The 22,981-nt window shown below is 35.7% G+C and carries 24 protein-coding genes; 18 read left to right on the top strand and 6 right to left on the bottom strand.

Features of this window, described 5'->3' with window-relative positions:
- Window positions 1-7 precede the first annotated feature (7 nt).
- From IE051_RS17305 to IE051_RS17280, 6 genes are all read right to left on the bottom strand, one after another.
- Window positions 8-241, bottom strand: a complete 234-nt coding sequence (locus IE051_RS17305; protein WP_189362677.1) for a MoaD/ThiS family protein — start codon at window positions 239-241, stop codon at window positions 8-10.
- Window positions 225-809, bottom strand: a complete 585-nt coding sequence (gene mobA / locus IE051_RS17300) for a molybdenum cofactor guanylyltransferase (RefSeq protein WP_189362676.1) — start codon at window positions 807-809, stop codon at window positions 225-227. The genes IE051_RS17305 and mobA overlap by 17 nt, the downstream gene beginning before the upstream one ends.
- A 1-nt stretch (window position 810) precedes the next feature.
- Window positions 811-1,551 (bottom strand): sulfite exporter TauE/SafE family protein, encoded by a 741-nt coding sequence (locus tag IE051_RS17295; protein WP_189362675.1) that lies wholly within the window; start codon window positions 1,549-1,551, stop codon window positions 811-813.
- Window positions 1,552-1,615: 64 nt separating this feature from the next.
- A complete protein-coding gene (locus IE051_RS17290; protein WP_189362674.1) occupies window positions 1,616-1,969 on the bottom strand; it encodes a four helix bundle protein in 354 nt (117 codons plus the stop codon).
- 56 nt (window positions 1,970-2,025) lie between these two features.
- The gene (locus tag IE051_RS17285) at window positions 2,026-2,364 is read right to left on the bottom strand and encodes a winged helix-turn-helix domain-containing protein (RefSeq protein ID WP_189362673.1); all 339 of its coding nucleotides are present in this window, start codon (window positions 2,362-2,364) and stop codon (window positions 2,026-2,028) included.
- A gap of 8 nt (window positions 2,365-2,372) precedes the next feature.
- The gene (locus tag IE051_RS17280) at window positions 2,373-3,551 is read right to left on the bottom strand and encodes a molybdopterin molybdotransferase MoeA (RefSeq protein ID WP_189362672.1); all 1,179 of its coding nucleotides are present in this window, start codon (window positions 3,549-3,551) and stop codon (window positions 2,373-2,375) included.
- Window positions 3,552-3,685: 134 nt separating this feature from the next.
- Here IE051_RS17280 and IE051_RS17275 point away from each other — a divergent pair, with 134 nt between their 5' ends.
- The 18 genes from IE051_RS17275 (at window position 3,686) to IE051_RS17190 (ending at window position 22,912) form a co-directional block, all read left to right on the top strand.
- The gene (locus IE051_RS17275) at window positions 3,686-3,922 is read left to right on the top strand and encodes a hypothetical protein (protein WP_189362671.1); all 237 of its coding nucleotides are present in this window, start codon (window positions 3,686-3,688) and stop codon (window positions 3,920-3,922) included.
- A gap of 49 nt (window positions 3,923-3,971) precedes the next feature.
- A complete protein-coding gene (locus IE051_RS17270) occupies window positions 3,972-6,257 on the top strand; it encodes a molybdopterin-dependent oxidoreductase (RefSeq protein WP_229796862.1) in 2,286 nt (761 codons plus the stop codon).
- A gap of 89 nt (window positions 6,258-6,346) precedes the next feature.
- On the top strand, window positions 6,347-7,048 hold the full coding sequence (locus IE051_RS17265; RefSeq protein ID WP_229796861.1) for a nitrate reductase cytochrome c-type subunit: 702 nt from the start codon (window positions 6,347-6,349) through the stop codon (window positions 7,046-7,048).
- A complete protein-coding gene (locus tag IE051_RS17260) occupies window positions 7,041-7,679 on the top strand; it encodes a cytochrome c3 family protein (protein WP_189362669.1) in 639 nt (212 codons plus the stop codon). The genes IE051_RS17265 and IE051_RS17260 overlap by 8 nt, the downstream gene beginning before the upstream one ends.
- 12 nt (window positions 7,680-7,691) lie before the next feature.
- Window positions 7,692-8,813 (top strand): 4Fe-4S dicluster domain-containing protein, encoded by a 1,122-nt coding sequence (locus IE051_RS17255; protein ID WP_189362668.1) that lies wholly within the window; start codon window positions 7,692-7,694, stop codon window positions 8,811-8,813.
- Between the two features lie 93 nt (window positions 8,814-8,906).
- Complete coding sequence (dsrP, locus tag IE051_RS17250) at window positions 8,907-10,127, top strand: sulfate reduction electron transfer complex DsrMKJOP subunit DsrP (protein WP_189362667.1); 1,221 nt, start codon at window positions 8,907-8,909, stop codon at window positions 10,125-10,127.
- Between the two features lie 146 nt (window positions 10,128-10,273).
- On the top strand, window positions 10,274-11,023 hold the full coding sequence (locus IE051_RS17245) for a Crp/Fnr family transcriptional regulator (protein ID WP_189362666.1): 750 nt from the start codon (window positions 10,274-10,276) through the stop codon (window positions 11,021-11,023).
- Window positions 11,024-11,244: 221 nt separating this feature from the next.
- Window positions 11,245-11,661 carry a globin family protein gene (locus IE051_RS17240; RefSeq protein WP_189362665.1) on the top strand — a complete coding sequence of 139 codons (417 nt, stop codon included), beginning with the start codon at window positions 11,245-11,247 and terminating at the stop codon, window positions 11,659-11,661.
- 18 nt (window positions 11,662-11,679) lie between these two features.
- The gene (locus tag IE051_RS17235; RefSeq protein ID WP_189362664.1) at window positions 11,680-12,492 is read left to right on the top strand and encodes a c-type heme family protein; all 813 of its coding nucleotides are present in this window, start codon (window positions 11,680-11,682) and stop codon (window positions 12,490-12,492) included.
- A 100-nt stretch (window positions 12,493-12,592) separates the two neighbouring features.
- Window positions 12,593-13,072 (top strand): hypothetical protein, encoded by a 480-nt coding sequence (locus IE051_RS17230; RefSeq protein WP_189362663.1) that lies wholly within the window; start codon window positions 12,593-12,595, stop codon window positions 13,070-13,072.
- Between the two features lie 7 nt (window positions 13,073-13,079).
- Window positions 13,080-14,108 (top strand): ferredoxin--NADP reductase, encoded by a 1,029-nt coding sequence (locus tag IE051_RS17225; RefSeq protein ID WP_189362662.1) that lies wholly within the window; start codon window positions 13,080-13,082, stop codon window positions 14,106-14,108.
- A gap of 20 nt (window positions 14,109-14,128) precedes the next feature.
- A complete protein-coding gene (locus IE051_RS17220; protein WP_189362661.1) occupies window positions 14,129-14,836 on the top strand; it encodes a cytochrome c3 family protein in 708 nt (235 codons plus the stop codon).
- 445 nt (window positions 14,837-15,281) lie between these two features.
- Window positions 15,282-16,676: a CmpA/NrtA family ABC transporter substrate-binding protein gene (locus IE051_RS17215; RefSeq protein WP_189362660.1), complete on the top strand. Its 1,395-nt coding sequence runs from the start codon at window positions 15,282-15,284 to the stop codon at window positions 16,674-16,676.
- 80 nt (window positions 16,677-16,756) lie between these two features.
- Window positions 16,757-17,863 carry an ABC transporter permease gene (locus tag IE051_RS17210; RefSeq protein ID WP_189362659.1) on the top strand — a complete coding sequence of 369 codons (1,107 nt, stop codon included), beginning with the start codon at window positions 16,757-16,759 and terminating at the stop codon, window positions 17,861-17,863.
- An 81-nt stretch (window positions 17,864-17,944) separates the two neighbouring features.
- Window positions 17,945-18,793 carry an ABC transporter ATP-binding protein gene (locus IE051_RS17205; protein WP_189362658.1) on the top strand — a complete coding sequence of 283 codons (849 nt, stop codon included), beginning with the start codon at window positions 17,945-17,947 and terminating at the stop codon, window positions 18,791-18,793.
- A gap of 9 nt (window positions 18,794-18,802) precedes the next feature.
- Window positions 18,803-19,636, top strand: a complete 834-nt coding sequence (locus tag IE051_RS17200) for an ABC transporter ATP-binding protein (protein ID WP_229796860.1) — start codon at window positions 18,803-18,805, stop codon at window positions 19,634-19,636.
- A gap of 151 nt (window positions 19,637-19,787) precedes the next feature.
- On the top strand, window positions 19,788-21,071 hold the full coding sequence (locus IE051_RS17195; protein ID WP_189362657.1) for an alginate export family protein: 1,284 nt from the start codon (window positions 19,788-19,790) through the stop codon (window positions 21,069-21,071).
- A gap of 305 nt (window positions 21,072-21,376) precedes the next feature.
- Window positions 21,377-22,912: a YifB family Mg chelatase-like AAA ATPase gene (locus IE051_RS17190; RefSeq protein ID WP_189362656.1), complete on the top strand. Its 1,536-nt coding sequence runs from the start codon at window positions 21,377-21,379 to the stop codon at window positions 22,910-22,912.
- Window positions 22,913-22,981: the final 69 nt, after the last annotated feature.

The raw sequence follows: 22,981 nt of genomic DNA, 5'->3' as shown, positions 1-22,981 counted from the left end.
TACGGAATCATCCTCCTGCAAAAGGCGGTAATAATGCAATTTCTGCTCCCGTTAATTCGGTGTCCAAGGACACTAATTCTTGGTTTTGTGCGATTTGAAAATCTTTGTTTTTTAAATCAGTATACCTAGCATTAAGAGTTTCTAAAAGTTTAGAAATTGACGTCTTAGCAACTTCTAATTCTTCCTCTTCTTTTTGAGTTACCTCTGCTATTTGCCCAAAATATTTAACCGTTATAAGCATCTTCTATCTGTTTAAATTCTTTTTTAGTATTCACGTTTAATGTTGAATTTTGATGTATTTCATTTAAAACAACATTTTTATACTTACAAGCTTTTATAGCTACACGTAATCTGCGTTCATCTTGTTCTAAGAAGTTCTTGAACCTATCTTTTATGCTGCGCTTATATAAGGCTATTAGTGGCATGGTTTTACCACTACTTTCAGCTTGAATGATTTCAGAAGTGTCATCAATAGCCTGTATCAGTTTTTGTAAAACTGTAGAGGTAATCAACGGGATATCACAACTTAAAATCAGATTGTATTCGGTTTTTGAAGCTTCTAATCCAGAACAAATTCCTGCTACTGGTCCAGCATCTTTGGTAATGTCATTGATGCGTTTTAGTTTGAAAACATCATAGTCTTTACTATCGGAAACAATGATAATTTCAGAAACTAAAGGTTTTAAAGCGTTAATGCTGTATTGTACAAAAGGTATATCATTCAGAAGTAAAAAACCTTTATCAGAACCCATTCTTGAGCTTTTACCTCCGGCTAGTATAATACCTGTTATTTCTGTTTTGTTTATCATTTTATGTAAACATAAGTTTAGCGCAAGCTATGATTAATACAAAGGCTAAAATGTATCTCAACTTCTGATTGTTGATTTTTTTACTACCGTAGTAGCCACCTAATATTCCACCAATAAGAGCAATGGCAACTAATAAAAAAGATTCCTTTTCAATGGTCACACCAATACTAAATTGACCAATTAATGCCGCTACTGAATTAACCCAAATAAATAAAGCCGAAACCGCCGCAGCTTCTTTCATATGACCCCAATGAAATAACAAAATAAGGGGTGTTAATATGATGCCGCCGCCAATTCCTATTAACCCTGAGAAGAACCCAATAAAGGCGCCAATTATAAGTCCTTGCCAAAGTTTTATGTCCTTAATTCTGGCACTTTCTTTTCCAAAAACATTCAGCATTTTTAGGATGGCAAATATTAATAAGATGGCCAGTATTTTTTTATACAAGGATGCATCAATATCAAATCGACCACCTAATAGGGAAAAAGGGATAGAAGTAATTGCAAATACTAGAAATAATTTTTTATTAAAATGTCCTGCTTTGTAGTAATAGAAAAATGACATACCAGCTACAAATATATTAAGCAGTAGGGCAGTAGGTTTCATGTATTCTGGTGCGAATGAAAACAAGGCCATTAGAGCCAAATATCCGCTTGCACCCCCATGTCCTACACTTGAATATAGGAATGATACTATAGGGAGTATCAATAAAAAGATATATAAGTTTTCGGTTTGTAACATGAAAAGTACTTAAAGTGTCTAAAGTGTAAAGTATTTAAAGTTTTTAGATGTTTGAATTTTGTCTTTATAGTTTATTAGATATGGCTGTAAAAAGTGCTAAAAGTTCTTTCGCTTCATTATTAATAGAATTTAATCTATCTTTTTCAATCCAATTCATATCATTTATTATTTCTAACCAATATTGGGTTTCACTTGCTTCACTTTCAGAAATCTTAATTTTGTTTTTAAAATCTCTTTTACTTCTTGATCTATTGGCTTCTCTATAATTGGCACCAACGCTAGTGCCAGATTTTGTGATTTGATTCCTAATAACGTTTGATTCAATCGTATTTGGAGGTGTAGTAGACAATTTTATAATAGATATTCCAAACTGTCTTGTTCTATATTCCAATTGTTTAGCAAACGTTTTGTTGTCCATTTCTGATCTTAATTTTTAGGCATTTATCACTTTAAATACTTAAGGCATTTTGTCATTTATAATCGTTCAATTTTTTTTAATTCATTATCCAAAAACTTCCAACAATTCCTGTTGATTTCATCAAAGGCCTCAATTAAAGATTTTCCATAGATAGTTAACTCTGCGCCACCGCCACCTTTACCACCAATACTATTAATGGTTACCGGTAATTTAGCCGATTTATTAACTGAATCTAATAGTTGCCATGCTTTTTTATAGGATATATTTAAAGATTTAGCGGCTTTAGATAGCGATCCCGTTTCTTGAATGGCTTTCAATAAATGCACGCGACCTTCACCTAAAAGCACATTGTTTTCAGATTCAATCCAGATTCTACTTTTTATTTTATATCCCATAGTTCTATTTAATTCGGTAATAAAATAACTTCAATAGTATCCCCGGTTTCAATGGCATTAATATCACCCGGAGCAAATACTAGAGCATTGGACAATGCGAAAGTCTGTAACATGGATGAGTTCTGTCCATCTAAAATTTCAACTTGACCATGGTTATATATCCCTTTTAAAAATTGCGGTCTGTCACCCTTCTTTTGGAAACTATTTAAAGTTTTAGCTTTTACTCGAGGCAATTCAGTGACATCGCGATTCATAAGTTGTTGCAAAGCGATATACACATAAACATAAAAACAAGACAGTGCCGCAGCTGGGTTTCCTGGTAAAGCAAATATTTGAGTGTTTTCCTTTTTTCCAAAGAATAAAGGTTTTCCTGGTTTTTGTTTTACTTTATAAAAAAGTTCTGTAACCTCTAATGCTTCCAAAGCCCGCCCTACAAAATCATAATCTCCAACCGAGATTCCGCCAGTAATTAAAACCAAGTCATTTGCTATTATAGCATCATTAAGCGTTTTTACCGTTTTGTTATAGTCGTCTTCAACCCTATAAAGAGTGACATCGTAATATTTCAAATTGTATAAAGCACTAAGCAACATTTTTGAGTTACTCTCATAAATTTTACCATAAGGCAAATCTTGACCAGCTTCAATTAATTCATTACCTGTAGTAATAAGGGCTATGTTCGGTTTTTTAAATACAGCAACTTTTGTAATACCCAAAGAAATTAAATAGCCAATGGCTGCAGGGGTTAGTTTTGTGCCTTTTTTTAAAGCAACATCACCAGTTTTTACTTGTTCACCTAACGGGCGAATATTATGCTCCAAAGGAATTTGATTGTCTATAGTAATGCTACTGCCATCTACAGTAACTTTCTCTTGCATCATGATGGCATTCACTGAATCAGGAACAGGAGCACCAGTAAAAATTCTTACGGCTTCTCCAGGATTTAAAAGGGGTTGGTGACCGTCTCCTGCTTTTACTTCTCCAATTAAATGGTATGATAATGTATCTTTTAAATGTAAGCCATAACCATCCATAGCCGATTGTCTGAAAGGTGGCATGTTTATGGGTGACATAATATCTTCATACAAAATATATCCACCTGCTTTTTCAACGGACTTAATCGTTTTTTTTAAAAGCGGTTTCCCGGTTTTTTTAACCTGTGAAATGGCTTCAGAAATAGAAATCATATAGATGTTTTTCGTTATGTCTTGGCAAATATAACGAATCTGACTTTTTTAGGAACATGACAATTATCATTTTTTTTTGTTTTATTTAAGATAATTTTGTCTTAAATTGTTAGAGTAAACTAAACTAGCCAGTTATGCCAATAAAAAGTTACTTAGCACATCCTCATGATGGACAAAAAGCTGAACTTGTTAAGGCCTTGTCAGACATTGAAGCTTGTGAAGTTATGCCAGCCACTAATGAAAACATTTTGGTTGTAGTTACTGATACTTTAGACGATGCTTCTGAAGAAATACTTAAAGAGCAAATAGATAAAATTCAAAGCCTAAAACTTTTAGCATTGGTTTCTGGTTTTAATAGTCCACAAAATTAACAAGCGCATGTATAACTCATTATCAACCAGAAGAAGTTTTATAAAAAAAATGGCGAAGCTATCAGCAATGACAGCTGCAGCGTCCATGTTTCCAGGGATTTTATTCGCCAGTGAACAGGAACAAGGTATACCCAATGGTGCAGATTTAGAATGGAAAAAAGGTCCGTGCAGATTCTGTGGTGTAGGTTGTGGCATCTTAGTGGGTACAGAAAACGGAAAGGCCGTGGCCGTTAAAGGAGACCCTAACAGTGCTGTAAATAAGGGGTTGCTTTGTGTAAAGGGCTATCATCAAACCATGTGTATTCAGTCTAAGGATAGATTGACACATGCCTTGGTAAAAAAGAATGGTAAATATGTTCAAACCCCAATTCAAGAGGCTTTAGATATTGTTGCTAATAAAATGAAAGAAACCATTGATGCGCATGGCAAAGATTCGGTAGCGATGTATACCTCTGGGCAGTCTACAATTCCGGAAGGTTATGTGGCTTCTAAGTTTATGAAAGGCGCTATTGGGACCAATAATCTTGATTGTAATGCACGCCTATGTATGGCCAGTGCGGTAACTGGTTTTTTAACAACCTTTGGCGCTGATGAGCCTATGGGCTGCTATGAGGATATTGATCACGCTGATTACTTTATTACCTGGGGGAATAATATGGCAGAAATGCATCCGGTATTATTTTCCAGAATGCTAGAGCAAAAATCTAAACGTGGCGCTAAAATTATTGACTTTGCTACACGTACTTCACGGTCTAGTACAGCTTCAGATAGGTCCATATTATTTGAACCTCAAACTGATCTAGCTGTGGCTAATGCTATTTGTTATGAAATAATAAACAACGGCTGGGTGAATAACTCCTTTGTTGAAAAACATTGTAATTTTAGTAAAGGCCTTACCAATATTGGTTATGGTGTTGAAGACAAATTTAAATTTGCTGACAAACCAGAAAAAATTGATTTTTCAGCTTACAAGGCGTTTTTAAAAGAGTATTCTCCTGAAAAAGTAGCTAAGTATTCAGGAGTTTCAGTAAAGGATATTAAGTATTTGGCTTCTATTTATGGCGACCCAAATAAAAAGGTGGTTTCTTACTGGTGTATGGGCATGAATCAACATACCAGAGGAACTTGGATGAATAATTTAGTGTATAATATTCACCTGCTAACAGGGAAAATTTCACAGCCGGGTAATGGTCCATTTTCATTAACAGGTCAACCTTCTGCATGTGGAACAGCGCGCGAAGTAGGTACTTTCACGCATAAACTACCCAAAGGCGTAGTTACTAACCCAAAGAATAGAGAATTAGCTGCTAAAATTTGGAAGGTTCCAGTAGAAAGAATCCCTTCAAAACCAACATACCATGCCACAGAAATGTTTCGTGCTGTTGATCGTGGCGATATTAAATTTATATGGACGCAAGTAACAAATCCATTGGTTTCTTTACCAAAAACTAGTCGATATCGTCCAGGAATGGAAAAGAAATCCTGTTTTGTGGTGGTTTCAGATGTGTTTCCAACACCAACCTCTGATGTGGCCGATGTGATTTTGCCAGCATCCTGGCATATTGAAAAAAGTGGCTTGTATGGCAATTCAGAACGAAGAACACAACACTGGGATAAAATGGTTGAAGGACCGGGAGAAACCACACCCGATGCATGGATGACTATTCAAGTAGCAAAGCGTATGGGCTATGGTGATTTGTTTCCATACAGTGAAGAGAATCACGTTGAAGAAATATATAATGAATACAGGCAATTTCATGAAGGCGCTAAACATGGTATGGCACCGCTTGAAGTTTTAAAAAAGGAATCGGGAGCTATTTGGCCTTATGTAAATGGTAAATCCACACAATGGCGTTTCAATGCTAAATATGACCCTGCATGTTCAAATGGAGAAGCATTCGATTTTTATGGAAAACCTGATGGAAGAGCCGTGATTTGGCAGCGACCCTATGAGCCGCCTGCAGAGTCACCGGATAGCGAGTATCCATACTGGTTGAATACAGGACGGGTTATAGAACACTGGCATACAGGGTCTATGACACGAAGAATCCCTGTTTTACACAAAGCAATGCCAAGTGCTTATATTGAGTTTCATCCTGATGATGCAAAAGCCTTAGCGATTAGAAATGGTGAACAAATAAAAGTGACATCTAGAAGAGGATCTTGTGTTTTACCGGCTTCAATCAACGAGCGTGGGTTGCCAACTAAAGGTCAGGTTTTTGTGCCGTTTTTTGACGAAAACATGCTAATCAATGATGTGACTTTAGATGCCTTCTGTCCTATATCTAAAGAACCAGATTATAAGAAGTGTGCCGTAAAAATAGAAAAAGTATAGCTGACTAGAAATCGGGTAAACATAGCAAAAAACTAAAAACTAACCAATGGATCTAACTGAAGTTCAAAAGCTTGGTAAAAACATGTAAGATGAAAAAAAGACTTGGAATCATATCTCTTTTTGTTATGCTATTTATAGCTTTTATAACGATATGGAATTTTAGTTATGAGAAAGGGATGGAGGAAGGCTATGTTCCGGTTTTAGAAGAAAGCCCAAATAATAGTTATATCCCTGCAGAACGAGGGGTGTTTGAACGTTCGGAATTTGCGTTAGAGTATTCCAGTATGCCAGTGGATAAGAATCACGAAAGGAGTCTCGATTCTTATTATGATAACAGAGCATATCATGGTGCGCCACCAAGTATTCCGCACCCCATAAAAGAAGAAAAATCTTTGGGTGGAAATACCTGTTTGCAATGCCATCAAAATGGCGGGTTTGTTGAACGTTTAAATGCGTATGCACCGGTTTCGCCACATCCAGAAATGGTTAATTGTAGGCAATGCCATGTTGCACAAAACAGTAATACGCTTTTTAAACCTGCAAATTTGGCTCAGGTACATGCGCCAAAAGTTGGAGTTAATAATGCGATGATAGGAACCCCTCCAATGATTCCTCATCAAATACAAATGAGAGAGAATTGTTTGGCTTGTCACGCTGGTCCTGCTGCACCTAAGGAAATACGGGTAACACACCCTGAACGCGTTAATTGCCGACAGTGTCATCTACCTACGGATAGAATAGTTTCAGAAATTACGCCTTTCACAAGAACTAATAGCCATAAAAATGAATAGAAAGCAGTACGTATATATTCTAGTTTATACATGTCTATTTGCATTGTTTGCATGTAAACAAGAAAATGGAGAATACCATAATCTTAATGATAAAATAGAAAGTGAAAGTAAAAATTATCATGGTACGTCATTATCGTCAGAGACTTATATCGGGGATGTTAAAACCATAAAAATTACGGAAGGCGTGCACACCTTTTTAATACCTGAACGCAAAAGTCAAATACAATCTTTTGAATGTATTGAGTGTCATACTAAGCCTATTGATGAATTGAAAAGTAATGATGCTAAGAAAAAGGCGCACTGGGATATTTCTTTAGCTCATGCGGATGGGGAAGTAATGAACTGTATCACCTGTCATAATGGCGAGGATATGAATAATCTTAATACGCTAACAGGTGTAAACGTTGATTTTAATTCAAGTTATAAATTATGTTCCCAGTGTCACTCTAGCCAATTTGAAGATTGGAAAGGTGGGGCCCATGGCAAAAGAATTGGAGGATGGGCGCCTCCAAGAGCTTCATTTACATGCGTAAATTGTCATAATCCACATGATCCTAGCTTTAAATCGCGTTGGCCTTCAAGGTATAATACTAAGGAAAGTGAGGAATCAGATGGGGGAGTAGAGCATTAAAAAAAACAAGGTATGAGCAAAAGTAAAAAGTGGTATTCATTAGATTTAGGGTTCAATAGAAAAAAGGAATCCTCGGGTTCTTGTGGCTGTGGTAAAACCTCTGGTGGATGTCAAAGTCATGAGAAGGAGATGAGTGATGAAGCCTATCTAGAAGCTGCCGTAACTGCCTCTATTGGTGAGGAAGTAAAAAAGGATGGATTTGAGCAGGTTTTTGATGTCAAGATGGACCGGCGTACAGCGTTTAAAAAGTTAACAGCAAGTTTATTGATTGGGGCAGGGGCAGTAAGTACTTCATGCAGTGTAGTCTCTGGGGATGATACTAAAGAAAAGGCTCAGATTGATTGGGAAGAGCAGTTTAAAGGGAACTATAAGCTCATGACCGATAATGAAAAAAGTGCTACAGTTGAACGTTTAATGCGCTCATATGAGTTAAGAACAGGTAAGAATATAAGCATGACCTCTGAAAATGCAAAAGAAGATGTGCTTTTTGGCTATGCATTCAATATTTCAAAGTGTCAGGGGTATATGGATTGTGTCAATGCTTGTATTGAGGAAAATAATCAGGATAGGAATTCTGAAATGCAGTATATCCGCATCCATGAAATGAAAGATGGTAAAGGTCTCAAGTTTGATGAATCTGATGATAATTATTACCATGAAGTACCCGCTGAAGGCCATTTCTATATGGGAACACAATGTTTTCATTGTGATAATCCGCCGTGCGTAGAAGTGTGTCCGGTTCAAGCGACCTGGAGAGAGGATGATGGATTAGTTGTAATAGACTATGACTGGTGTGTTGGCTGCAGATACTGTATGGCAGCTTGCCCTTATGATGGCAGACGATTTAATTGGAGTAAACCAGAAGTTCCAGAAAAGGAAATAAATAAAAATCAACACTATTTAGGTAATAGAATGCGTAAAAAAGGGGTTATGGAAAAATGTACTTTTTGTGTACAGCGTTCCAGAAAAGGTCAGAACCCGGCATGTGTTGAGGCTTGCCCTACTGGAGCTCGAATTTTTGGTAATCTTTTAGATCCAAATAGCACTATTCGTTGGGTATTGGAAAACAAAAAGGTATTTAGACTTAAAGAGGATTTGGGTACAGAACCTAAGTTCTGGTATTTTATGGACTAACATTTATGTGTTTTATAGTAGGTATTGGAAGGTTTTTGTGCTTGCTGTGAAATGATAAAACAATAACACGGAAGTGTTATAATACAAATTCAAATGAGGCGATTACAGGTTTTAAAAAGTTTAGTGTTTGATAGTTTAGATACTATCACAAAAGGATCTCGAAGATACAATCTCTGGATGGGTTTCTTGACGTTTGTAATGCTAGTTGGGATGTATTGTTATTCTATTCAGTTAGAGCATGGTTTGAGTGTAACAGGAATGTCTGACCGTGTAAGTTGGGGGTTGTATATTTCTAATTTTACCTTTTTAGTTGGGGTTGCAGCCGCCGCAGTAATGCTAGTTATGCCTACCTATGTATTGCATGATATAGATTTTAAACAGGCTGTTCTTATTGGAGAAGGACTTGCAGTGGCAGCGCTTATAATGTGTTTGGCTTTTGTGGTGGCAGATATGGGAGGACCATCAGTGCTCTGGCATATGATACCAGGAATTGGTGTTTTTAATTTTCCAAATTCAATGCTTACATGGGATGTTATTGTTTTAAACGGTTATTTGTTTTTAAATATTAGCATACCATTTTATATTTTGTTTAGACATTATCAAGGTAAAGAGTCTAAATCAAAAGTATATGTGCCAGGAGCCATATTATCAGTATTCTGGGCCGTAGCAATTCACTTGGTCACTGCCTTTTTGTATCAAGGTCTACAAGCACGTCCTTTTTGGAATAATGCCTTATTAGGACCTCGTTTTTTAGCCTCTGCATTTGCAGCGGGACCGGCACTTATTATATTAGTATTAGCTATTATAAGACGTTTTACAGAGTTTAAAATAGAAGATAAAACCATTAAAAAGATAGCAATGGTGGTAACCGTTGCGGCTCAAATAAACTTAATAATGCTTGTTTCTGAGCTCTTTAAAGAGTTTTATGCACCCACGCACCATAGTGAAAGTGCTTATTATTTGTTTTTTGGTCTTCATGGAAAAAATGCATTATTACCCTGGATTTGGACGGCTATTCCTTTGAATGTTTTGGCTACCGTAATGTTAACTTTTCATAAATTAAGGAATAATCTAAACGTATTATATTTCTGTTGCTTTATTCTGTTTATAGCCATATGGATTGAGAAAGGGTTTGGCTTGATTGTTCCTGGTTTTATTCCCGGACCTTATGGAAAAATAGAAGAGTATATGCCTACCGGCGTTGAAATTGGTGTGACATTAGGAATTTGGGCCTTGGGCGCATTTGTATTCACCATTTTGGCTAAAACGGCAATTGGTATAGAATTGGGTCATTTAAGGTATAAGAAGAAGTAAGTGGTTTGAGGTTTTGATATTTTTTGAATTTAAAAAACGTGAATTGATTAATTTCTGTTGCCATTTTTTATCATTCTCATAAAAGTAAGTACGGTTTACTTGAAAACTAAGTATTATTACGTATTATTGTGCGGAATACTAGTTTTATGCCTTCAGTCGCTTTACATACTCGATCAAAACATAGATTGCTCAATGACGTATCTTGTGGGGCATGTCAAAATGCAAACTGTCTTATTAAAAGAAACCTAGGTATTCTTTCCGGTTCAAACTTTTTAAATAATAAAAGCACTTTAAAATGTAAAAAAGGGCAACAGTTTATTATGGAAGGGGCTCCAGTAAATGGATTGTTCTTTATTCTTAAAGGTACTGTAAAAGTTTTTAGAACAGGTATAAATGGCCGAGAACAAATCGTACGATTTGCGAAAGAAGGAGAGATTATTGGTCATCGTGGATTCGGCACTGAGGAGTACTATTCCATTGGAGCTATTGCATTACAGGATTCTGTGTTGTGCTATTTTTCAAAGGAAGATTTACAAGACGCACTGCTTGAAACACCTAAGTTTGCTTATGATTTAATGCTTTTCTATGCCGATGAGTTAAATAGAAGTGAGAACAAGGTGAAGTCCATCTCGCAAATGACAGTTCGAGAACGCGTTATTGATACCTTACTCTATATCAATAGAAAATTTGGTGATTTAAAAGGGTTTTTAAATCTACCTTTAAGCCGACGCGAATACGCTGATTATGCTGGTACTACCGAAGAGCAAGTGATTCGTGTTTTTTCAGCCTTGAAAAAAGAAAAACTGATTGCTGCTCAAGGAAAAAAAATAGGTATAAACAATATTCAACTACTCAAAAAGGAAATTAGCGAGCATAATTATTTCCTAGATACCTAAAAGGTTTCAGAATACTTTCATCATTTTATTTTATAAATTTAGTTGTACCAGCTAAAGCTGTACCTTGAACAATTTCCTGCGTTTTGGTAGCTTTTTATATGTTACAAAAGGTTCTTTCCTACTGTTTTTTTTCATACTTAGTTATTAAGTAAGCTTCTATTTTTGCTTCAAATAAGTATTAATACTTAATTTTTAGAAATTACAAATCAAAATAACAGATTATGGAACCAAACACAGTTACTCTAGTTCAAGAATCCTTTGAAAAGGTAAAACCTATAGCTCCTGCTGCGGCAGAAATATTTTATACCAAGTTGTTTGAACTGGATCCACAATTAAAACCACTATTCCCTACAGATAAAGAAGGTGCTATGGTAGAGCAAGGCAATAAACTAATGACTATGCTTGCCGCTGCCGTTGCTGGACTTAGCAACTTAGATGCACTTATACCAGTTTTAAAAGATTTAGGAAAAAGACATGTAGCCTATAGAGTTGAACCATCACATTATGAAACTGTTGGAGCGGCATTATTAGGAACGTTGGAGGCTGGATTAGGTGAAGCATTTACAGACGATGTTAAAGAGGCATGGACTAGTGTTTATGGAACTATGTCTAGTGTTATGATTGATGCAGCTTATTAATAACTAAAAAACATTACTATGAAAACGATATACAAATTATTAGCCTTGTTAGTCTCTGTAACTTTAACATCATGCGGCGGAGTTCCAGAAGAAAAGTCTGAAACTGCTGGAGCCGAAAAGGTTTTTTCTGTTGAAGAAGTGTTAGAAATGGTGTCTAAAGAAAATGATGTTACAAGAACATTATATACCAAAGCAATTGTTGGAAAGGGCAAAGCTCAAGGTATGAAGTTTGATGAAGACTGGAGAAAAGATGATGTTGAAGCCGGACCGCTACCAGCATTATTTTTAAGAGGTGTAGCTACCAGTATTAGAAAAAGTCCGGTGCCGTTGGGTTTATACTTAGGGTCAGATTTTCCTGTTAATGCTGCGAATAAATTTGAAGGTAAGCAGGCCGATTTATTTGAAGAAATAAAAGTAGATCAAGAGCCTAAATTTTTCTATGACGAAGATCAAAAGTTACATACCGCAATGTTTGCGGATTTAGCTAGTGCGGGTGCGTGTGTGAGTTGCCATAATGATCATCCGCAAACTACAAAGTCCGATTGGAAATTGGGTGATGTTATGGGGGCTACAACTTGGCAGTATCCAAAAGATTCTCTTACCTATAAAGAGACTGTTGCAGTACTAAGTTCTTATGCAAAAGGAACGGTAGATATTTATATGGAATATTTGGATGAAATTGAAGATTTCAAAGAAAGTGATAAGCCTGAAATTGGGGATAAATGGCCAGCAGAAGGTAATTACCTTCCAACAGCAGAAGTGTTTCTTGATAGTGTTAAAAAATTATCATCGTATGAAACTATGAAACATCTTGTAGTTGCAGCCAAATAAAAAGTTAGTTTCTAGATAGTAAACTTGCTCATTGCTTAAGTTGATGGTTATGGGCAAGTTGCTTATAGTTCAATTTGTCAATTAAAATTCCTAAGAGAAAATGGTAGCAAATAACAAATCCACCATAGTAGGTTTAGTTCTTTTATTCGCCTTTCTGCTACAATTCTTTTTTAATATAGAATGGACTTGGTTATTTAATCTTCAGCAAGGTGAAATTTATAAACGCTGGTCTGGTCTGTTACTTGCAGTTTTAATTGTAATGCAGTGGGTATTAACCCTAACTAGGGTTGTAAAAAAATGGAGAGCGTACGCCATGACCATGCAAAATATACACAAATGGTTAGGGGCATTGAGTCCTTTGGTATTTTATATCCATAGTATGTCTATGGGGTATGGTTATTTATTATTGTTATCCTATATCTTCTTTTCAAATGCATTATTAGGGTATTTAAATTTAGATGTGATTAAGAGCAGTAGTGAAGCCTTATTTAAAGGCTGGATGATAACCCATGTAGCTTTATCCATTGTAATTACAATTATGATGGTGTTTCACATAACCATGGTGTTTTACTATAAATAAATGATTTATGAAGTTGTTAGTAAAAGAAATAATTAAGGAAACTAATGATGCTATTAGTATATGTTTTAAAAATGGTAATTTTTTCAAGAAATTAAAATATAAGCCAGGTCAGTTTTTAACAATACATGTGCCTATAGAAAAGCAGGTGCACAAACGGGCTTATTCTTTTAGTAGTAACCCTTATACCGACAAGGATTTAAAAATCACTGTAAAGCGCGTAGAGCAGGGGTTAGTTTCAAATTTTGTTCATGATACATTAAAAGTAGGTGATAAGTTAGAAGTTGATGATCCGGCAGGATCTTTTTATATAGAACCTACTAAGAAAGCGGCAAAACAGTATGTTTTATTTGCTGGAGGTAGTGGTGTTACACCTATGTTTTCAATTGTAAAATCAGTACTAACGGAAGAAAAGGAATCAAAAGTGTTATTGGTTTATGCGAACCAAAATATGGAATCTATAATCTTTCATGATGAAATTAAGGCATTAGAAACGGAATTTGGTTCTAAATTCTCTGTAGAACATATCATTTCTTCAAATAAGGCAACGGTAAACAATTATCATGCGGGATTGGCTACCAATGAACTCTTGGAGACTATTTTTTCAAAACATCAATTGGATTTTGGAGATCACACCTATATGATTTGCGGTCCGTTTGGTTATATGGAAAAGATAAAAGAGTTATTAAAAACTAACGGAGTTTCTCGAGAGAAAATAAGGATTGAAGTTTTTAAAGCACCAGTAGTTAAAGTTACCGGGAAAAACTTAGTGAGCAATGTCACGTTAAAGGTAGACGGAACATCTCATCAGCTTCAAGTGCGCGGTGATAAGTCTATATTGCAACAAGCTATGTCGGCCAGTATTGTAATTCCTTATTCCTGTAGATCAGGAATGTGCTCCACTTGCAAAGCTACATGTATATCAGGAGATATTAATATGACTGATGGGCATTTATTATCTGATGACGAGGTGAATAAAGGTAGTATTCTAACTTGTATAAGTTACCCTGCAAGTGAAGAAATTGTAATTGAAATATAAATTTTAAAAATATTAACTAGATGTTTAAAGTCAGTCCGTTGCGTAAAAGACAGTTTTTAGGTGGTATTATTGGAGTGGTCTTAGGGGTTTCAATATTTTATGTGTTGACTTTAGATGCTGCTGAAGAATATGTGTCCATAGGTCCAATGAATACAGGGCATCAAGATTTATCATGTTTTGCATGTCATGCCGATGCCAAAGGTAATTTACTGCAACAAGTGCAATCTAATATATCTTATACTTTTGGGGCAAGAGCCCACAGTGCCGACTTTGGTACGCAAGATGTGACGGTTAATAATTGTTTAGAATGTCATGACCGGGCAAACGATAGGCACCCAACTTACCGATTTTCGGAACCTAGATTTAAGGAGGCCGTAAGTCATATTGATGCAACCACCTGTATAACCTGCCATACTGAACACCAAGAAGAGCGCGTCTCGGTGACATCGATAAACTATTGCATGAATTGCCATCAAGATTTGGTAGTGGAAAACGACCCTATAGATATTTCACATAAAGATTTAATTGCCCAGGAGGAATGGTTTACTTGCATTCAATGTCATGATTTTCATGGCAATCATAAATATGATGTACCAGAAAAATTGGCAGACACTATTCCTATGCAGCTTATTCAAGCTTATTTTGATGGCGGTGCTGATCCATATGGTACAGATAAAAAATATACTGCCCTTTCTCAAGAGGAATGGCTTAAAACCTTAGAAAAATAAACAAGCTAATTTTTGCTTCATACTTAAGTAGTATGTATTTCTTGAGAACCAACCTTTAGACGTAAAGGTTGGTTTTTTAATTTAGGTAGGTCTGTTGCTCAAAAATTCTGTGAAATTCAGAATTTCGGTGCAGTTTTTCGCCCTTAATCTTTATGGCGTAAAACGCATGCCTTGGCATATCGGATATCAAAATTGTACTTATTAACAATAAAATTTAATAACTATATTATGTTTTACGTAGTATAATAAGTATCAATACTCAATGGATTTTAATGTTGTAACTAATTGTTATACAGTATTTTGTTAAAATTTTATGTTTTATGGCAGGTTAGTTTCTGTTAAAAAAGAGGGTTACAACTGTGTATTTACATGACTCATAATTAATACTACTTATATATTTGTCAAAAAATAAGTAAATATACTTAGTTAAATAAAAACAGAACTTATGAAATCTCTAATCAAAAAATCAACTTGGATTTTGCCTGTAGCAGCCTTACTAATGGCATGCGGTGGTAAAGAAAAAAAGAAAGACGTTGCCGAAGTAGCCGTTGCTGAAACTACAAAAACTAAAACACTAGATATTGAAAAACCTCAATTAACATTTGGTTTTATCAAATTAACAGATATGGCTCCTTTAGCGATAGCTAAAGAAAAAGGATTCTTTGAAGATGAAGGCTTATTCGTTTCAGTAGAAGCACAATCGAATTGGAAAAATGTTTTAGACCGTGTAATTGATGGTCAGTTAGACGGATCTCATATGTTAGCAGGTCAGCCAATTGCTGCCGGTGCTGGTTTTGGTCGTCAAGCAGATCTAGTAACGCCATTCTCAATGGACTTAAACGGTAACGGTATTACGGTATCTAACGATGTTTGGTCTAAAATGAAGCCAAATGTACCTAAAGGTGCTGATGGAAAACCTATTCACCCAATTAAAGCTGAAGCATTAAAGCCAGTAATTGACGAATATAAAACTAATGGTAAAGCGTTTAAAATGGGTATGGTATTTCCTGTATCTACACATAACTACGAAATTAGATATTGGTTAGCAGCAGCAGGAATTCACCCAGGAATGTACACTGCAGATAATGTTCAAGGACAAATTGATGCCGAAGTTTTATTATCTGTAACGCCTCCGCCACAAATGCCAGCTACACTTGAAGCAGGTACAATATATGGGTATTGTGTGGGAGAGCCTTGGAATCAACAAGCCGTTTTTAAAGGTATTGGTGTTCCTGTAACAACAAACTACGATATCTGGAAAAACAATCCAGAGAAAGTATTTGTAATGACAAAGAAATTTGTTGAAGAAAACCCGAATACTGCCATTGCTGTAACTAAAGCACTTATTAGAGCAGGGAAGTGGTTAGATGAGCCAGGAAATAGACAAGAAGCTGTTGAAATCTTATCAATGTCTCAATATGTAGGTGCTCCAGTAGAAGTATTAGCAAACTCAATGACAGGTACTTTTGAATTTGAAAAAGGTGACAAGCGTGAGATGGAAGACTTTAATGTATTCTATAAGTACAATGCAACTTACCCATTCTACTCTGATGGTATCTGGTTTTTAACACAAATGAGAAGATGGGGACAAATTCCTGAAGCGAAACCAGCAGATTGGTATTCTAGTACTATTAAAGATATCTACAGACCTGATATCTGGACCAAGGCAGCTAAGCTTTTAGTAGAAGAAGGTAATATTCCTGCGTCTGATATTCCAACAACAGATGGATACAAAGCGCCAACTTCCGATTTTATTGATGGAACTACATACGATGCTAAAGATCCTATTTCTTACATCAATAGTTTTAAAATTGGAAACAAAGATAAAGCAGTACAGTAAAACATAATTAAGTGATGTCATTCCGTTTCGAATCCTTCGGAATGGAATGGCAAAGCTACTAGAAACTAACTTAAGAAGTCATGAAGCAAAGCATAACATTAGGAAAAGTAACCAAGTTTATGGGATTAGGTTTTTTAGGCACAATAAAAGACTTATTTACTGGGAAGCTCGAAAAGGAAGATTTAATAAGTTTCCTTCGCAAAGTAGTCGTACCATTTGCTTCCATTCTATTATTTATAGGACTGTGGCATATGGGCTCTCAGTCATTATATAATATAGAGGCGGAATTTAAAATTGAAAAAGCACTGGAAGATCAAGGACCAGCTGCAGCTGAGGCCTTGCGAGCCTGTATTGCATCAGGAGAATCTGGATGCCAACCAAATACTTTGCCATCACCAAGTCAGGTTTGGGCTTCTTACCAATCCTTATTAAGAGATCATAATATTATTAGTGCAGATAAAGCAGCCTTTATAGAAAAGACAGCAGTGCTAAATGAAAAACGTATTGCCGAAGGAAAAGATCCAATCACTTATACTGGCCGACCATCATTTGTTGATCAAATTTTTAGAAGTCTAAAAACAGTATTTGCTGGATTTTTATTAGCGTTATTAATAGCTGTACCTTTAGGAATATTTATAGGATTAAGTCCAACTTTAAAGAGTGCATTCAACTGGTTTATTCAAATATTTAAACCTGTATCTCCAGTAGTTTGGTACTTATTAGTATTCATGATTGTAAAAACGCTATTAATAGATTCTAATGAAGATAGTTCATTTACCATTTCATTTATATCTGTTGGTTTATGTTCCATGTGGGCTACACTAGTAAATACAGCTATGGGTGTATCATCTGTAGATAAAGATTATATCAATGTGGCTAAAGTATTGAAATTAGGGCCATTTCAAAAAATATTTAAGGTAGTGCTGCCATCATCTTTACCATTAATTTTTACTGGTTTAAAAATTACATTATCAGTAGCTTGGATGGTGTTAATTGCTATTGAATTATTAGCACAGAGTCCTGGATTAGGGTTATTTGTATGGGAGGAATTCCAAAACGGCGCAAATGATTCTAATGCTAAAATCATCGTTGCCATGTTTGTTATTGGTATTATAGGGTTCCTATTAGATCGCTTAATGTTAACTATACAGAACTGGGTATCTTTTGATAAAACAGACGCGATATAATAATTATGTGGATTTGTGTAAATGATTAATCGGGTAATCGAATAAACACATGAACAAATCAACGATTAAAAAAGGAAGAAAATGGCATACTTAGAATTAAATAATATTTATAAAACTTACGGACAAGGTGAACACGAAACCGAAGTACTTTCGAATATAAATTTATCGATTGAGGAAGGTGAGTTTGTTGCAATTGTTGGATTTACGGGAAGTGGAAAAACAACTTTGGTAAATCTTATAAATGGCTTAATTGAACCGACAAAAGGTGAAGTTTTATTTAAAGGACAACCGGTACAAGGCACTAGCCATGAACGCGGTGTTATTTTCCAGAATTATTCGCTGCTACCATGGTTAACTGTTGGACAGAACGTTTATATGGCTGTTAAAGAGGCTTTTCCTAAGAAGAGTAAAAAAGAGTTAAATGAGATTGTTGCCAACTATGTTGAAATGGTAAGTTTAACGCCGGCAATAAACAAACGTCCTAATGAATTATCCGGTGGTATGCGTCAGCGTGTAGCGGTAGCTAGGGCCTTAGCTATGAAGCCAGAAATGATTATTATGGATGAGCCATTAGGCGCTTTAGATGCATTAACTCGAGGGAATCTTCAGGATGAAATTTTAAACATCTGGGGGAAAGATAAACGTACGGCCTTATTAATAACCAATGACGTTGACGAGGGTATTTATATGGCTGATCGTATAATTCCACTTCGTCCAGGACCTAATGCAACGTTAGGACCTGAATTCAAAATTGATATTGAACGTCCTAGAGATAAGACAGAGTTAAACGATAATGCAAATTTTAAGGAAACTAGAAATGCCATTATTGAATATTTGATGGATATAGGAAATGAACGTAAATCTGAAGCTCAAGAAGCTTTTGTTTTACCAGAATTGGAACCTAAAAGTTTTGTTGGACGCTTTAAATAATAGAGACAAATGACTACGAATATAATTGAAAATAAAACGAGTAACTTGATTAAAGATGTAGGATCATTTCCTTCGTCGCAAGTGATGTTGGATTTGAAAAACTTAAAGAAAGTCTATCCAACACCAAAAGGTGATTATGTAGTTCTTGAGGATTTAAATCTTCAGATTAAAAAAGAAGAATTTGTTACTATTATTGGACATTCTGGTTGTGGTAAAACAACGATGTTATCCATGATTGCAGGATTAAATCCTATTTCTGGAGGTTATATTTCAGTACTAGGAAAACATATAAAAGGTCCAGGACCAGATAGAGGTGTTATTTTTCAAGCGCCAAGTTTAATGCCTTGGATGACTTCTTTACAAAATGTTTTATTAGGGGTGAATCAGGTATTTCCTCATGCTACAAAAGCACAGCGTTATGATATAGCAAAATACTATTTACAAAAAGTAGGATTAGAAGATGCTTTTGATAAAAAGGCAAGTGATTTATCACAAGGGATGCAACAACGTGTTGGTATTGCCCGTGCATTTGCAATTAAACCAAAGGTTTTGCTTTTAGATGAGCCTTTTGGTATGCTAGATTCATTAACTAGGGGCGAACTTCAAGATACTCTAATTGAAATATGGAATAAAGAAAAAATTACGGCCGTTATGATTACTCATGATGTTGATGAGGCCATCTTTTTAGCAGATAGAGTTGTAATGATGACTAGCGGTCCCAAAGCGAAAATTGGAGATGTTTTAGATATTGATTTTGAACGTCCAAGAACGCGAAAAGCTGTTTTAGAGCATAACGATTATTATAAATACAGAAAACATTTAATAGATTTTTTAGAACATTAGATCAACATTCAAGAGAAACCGTGTGAATAGAATATGAGTTATATCATAAATAAGATATTTATATCCTTTTATATTTGCACAGTTTAAAACTAACAACAATTACAAACACAAACACAAACTCAAAACAATCAAAAATTAAAAACAAGAACCTATGAAAAAACAATACGTAATATTAGGACTATTACTGGGGTGTTTACAATTTGCACAAGCGCAATTTACACTAGATGGAGAATTTAAACCAAGAACTGAATACCGTCATGGATTTGGATCTTTAATTCCTAAGGATGCCGAGCCAGGTTTTGGTATTTCTACCAGAGCGCGTTTAAATGCAGGTTATGCCACCGAAACATATAAATTTTACATTAGTTTCCAAGATGTTATGGTATGGGGTGAGAACAGACAGATTTTACCTTATGACATGAACAACTCTTTCGCTATTTTTCAAGCATGGGCCGAACTTCAATTAGGATCAGGGTGGTCTACAAAAATTGGTCGTCAAGTATTGTCTTATGATGATCAACGTATACTAGGTGGACTTGACTGGGCACAACAAGCGCGTAATCATGATGCAGGACTTATCAAATACAAAAAAGATAGTTTTGCACTGGATATAGCTTTAGCATGGAATCAAGATTATTCGCATCCAACAGGGTTTATTTCTGTAGGAAATGAATATAATACATCGGGATTCTTTTCTTATAAAACCATGCAAATGCTGCATGCTAGCAAGAAGTGGGAGAACTTTAGTGGAAGTCTATTGCTTATGAACAATGGGTTTCAAAATGCTGCTTCTGGTTTAGGAGATGTTGCTAACTTACAAACTATGGGGGCACATTTAAAATGGGGTAAAAATGCCTTTTCTTTAACGGGTAATATTTACATTCAAACAGGTGAAGCTATTTACGGGACGTCATATAAAGATGTTAAAGGAGCGTATTTGGCTAGTTTAGATGCAAGTTTTAAATTATCTCCAAAAATTGGCTTAGGTGCTGGTTTTGAGGTTATAAGTGGTAATGATAAAGCCAATACTGACGAAACTGGGGCGTTCTTCCCGCTTTACGGAACAAACCATAAATTTAATGGTTTCATGGATTATTTCTACGTGGGTAATCACGCTAATAGCGTAGGTTTAGTGGATGTGCATGTTGGTGCTAACTTTAAACTGGGTGAAACAACGAGTTTAATGGCGAAAGTATTAAACTTTAGCGCAGAAAAAGAATTGCCTAGCGGTGAGAAATCTTTAGGTACAGAAGTAGATTTAGTATTGGCTAAGCAGTTTAAGGGCTATGGTTTAAAAATTGGTTACTCTCATATGTTTGCTAGCGATGGTATGTATGAGCTTAAAAATGTTGCTAAAGCAGATGCTGCTGATGTACAAAACTGGGCTTGGGTACAGTTATTAATTAAGCCGAAATTTTTAAATACTGCTAAATAATAAACAGCAAATATAAATTTTAAGAATCCCCTTTTCAGGGGATTTTTTTATGCAAAAAAATAATAACTATGCTTTATTCACGGCGTTGTGCAGTGAAATCAAAATATAGCATGCTTTACCCACCGAAATAGAACGTTCCCTAGTTCTGGGTAGAAATTGATTTGTCGTATCATCCGATGTTAAGGTGAAAAAAGAAATAAGCAACATCATTTAGAGTAAATTTAATTATTATGGTTTAAGTCCTTAAGGATAATTCTGGTATAGTTTAAAATACTTTTCTTACATTTAAGCTGTAAAGAAAGAATATGCTTAAAAAAGTTTTCGCAAGTGCCGTTTTTGGCGTAGAAGCTTCAACAATAACAGTTGAGGTAAACGTGGATAAGGGAATAGGATATCACCTTGTAGGATTACCCGATAATGCCATTAAAGAAAGTAACTATAGAATCGCTGCTGCACTGCAAAACAATGGTTTTAGAATTCCGGGGAAGAAAATAACCATAAATATGGCTCCTGCCGATTTAAGAAAGGAGGGCAGTGCCTACGATTTAACTTTAGCTATTGGTATTCTTGCGGCCTCCAATCAAATTAAGGCTGATGATTTAGAGAAATACTTGATCATGGGTGAACTGTCATTAGATGGTAGCTTGCAGCCTATAAAAGGGGCGTTGCCAATTGCGGTTAAGGCCAGGGCCGAAGGTTTTAAAGGATTTATTCTTCCTGTTCAAAATGCGAAAGAGGCGGCTATCGTTGATAATTTGGAAGTCTATGGAGTTGATAATATAAAACAGGTCATTAATTATTTTGATAAGAAGGACCCATTAGAACAAACTATAATTGATACACGTAAAGAGTTTGAGAAAAATTTAGATTTTCCTGAGTTTGATTTTGCAGATGTAAAAGGGCAGGAGGGTATTAAACGTTGCATGGAAATAGCTGCATCCGGAGGGCATAATATTATTTTAATTGGTCCGCCAGGAGCTGGAAAAACAATGTTGGCAAAGCGTTTACCTAGTATTCTGCCGCCAATGACCTTGAATGAAGCTTTGGAAACTACCAAAATTCATTCCGTTGTAGGTCGTGTCAAAGATACAGGCTTGATGGCTCAAAGGCCATTTCGAAGTCCTCACCATACCATTTCAAATGTTGCATTGGTTGGCGGTGGTAGTTATCCACAACCGGGTGAGATTTCCTTATCGCATAATGGTGTATTGTTTTTAGATGAATTACCAGAGTTTAAGCGTGAGGTTTTAGAAGTCATGCGTCAACCTTTAGAAGATAGAGAAGTAACCATTTCGAGAGCAAAATTTACCGTAACTTATCCATCATCGTTTATGTTAGTAGCGAGTATGAATCCAAGTCCGGGAGGTTATTTTAATGATCCTGATGCACCTGTGACCTCCAGTCCTGCAGAAATGCAACGCTATTTGGGGAAAATATCTGGTCCGCTTCTAGATAGAATAGATATCCATATAGAAGTGACTCCGGTTCCTTTTGATAAACTCAGTGACGACAGAAAAGGCGAAAGTTCGGTAGACATTAGAGAGCGTGTGACTCGAGCTAGAGAAATTCAAACAAAACGATTTTCAGATTCTGATGTTGTGCATTATAATGCCCAAATGAACACCAAGCAAATTAGAAAGCATTGTGTTTTAGATGAAGGTTCAAAACAACTTTTGAAAACAGCTATGGAACGCTTGAATCTTTCGGCTAGGGCTTATGATAGAATATTGAAAGTGTCTCGAACTATTGCCGATTTAGAAGCTGAAGCACAGATTAATAGTGGGCATATCAGTGAAGCCATTCAATATCGAAGTTTGGATCGTGAAGGCTGGTTGGGGTAGAGTTATGCTAATTGTCATCTAACACTGGCCAACGTCTTACTTTTTTCGTGCTTATTATTTAAGGCAAAA

The organism is Algibacter mikhailovii, assembly GCF_014651495.1.
GTDB lineage: Bacteria > Bacteroidota > Bacteroidia > Flavobacteriales > Flavobacteriaceae > Algibacter_E > Algibacter_E mikhailovii.
The sequence above is the reverse complement of the archived record's forward strand: the minus strand, read 5'-3'. Positions and strand labels throughout refer to the sequence as shown.